The 519-nt window shown below is 45.7% G+C and carries 1 pseudogene; it reads left to right on the top strand.

Annotated elements, in window-relative coordinates:
- A pseudogene (locus tag CYP05_RS07300) lies at positions 1-519 on the top strand (type I glutamate--ammonia ligase); the annotation flags it as partial.

Raw genomic sequence — 519 nt, 5'->3', positions numbered from 1 at the left:
TATTTTGGCCCTGAGAATGAATTTTTTGTATTTGACAACGTCAAAATCATCGACAGCCCAAACTGCGCGATGTATCAAGTAGATAGCGAAGAAGGCGAGTGGAACGACGCTGCAGACTTCAAAGATAGCTACAACACAGGTCACCGCCCACGCAGAAAAGGCGGCTACTTGATGACTCAGCCAATCGACAGCATGGTCGATCTAAGAGCTGAAATGATGCAGGTTTTAGAGCAAGTTGGTCTTGAAGTATTTTTAGGGCACCACGAAGTCGCACAAGGTCAAGGCGAGATCGGCGTGAAATTTGGCAACTTAGTTGAGGCTGCTGATAATGTTCAAATTTACAAATACGTCGTCCGCATGGTCGCTCACCTAAACGGCAAGACAGTTACATTTATGCCAAAACCGCTTTATGGCGACAACGGCAGCGGCATGCACGTGCATCAATCAGTCTGGAAAGATGGCAAAAATTTATTCTACAAAGAGGGCAACTACGCAAATTTAAGTGACTTTGCAAGGCAC

It is taken from the genome of Campylobacter concisus (assembly GCF_002913545.1).
Taxonomy (GTDB): Bacteria; Campylobacterota; Campylobacteria; order Campylobacterales; family Campylobacteraceae; genus Campylobacter_A; species Campylobacter_A concisus_AV.
The sequence above is the reverse complement of the archived record's forward strand: the minus strand, read 5'-3'. Positions and strand labels throughout refer to the sequence as shown.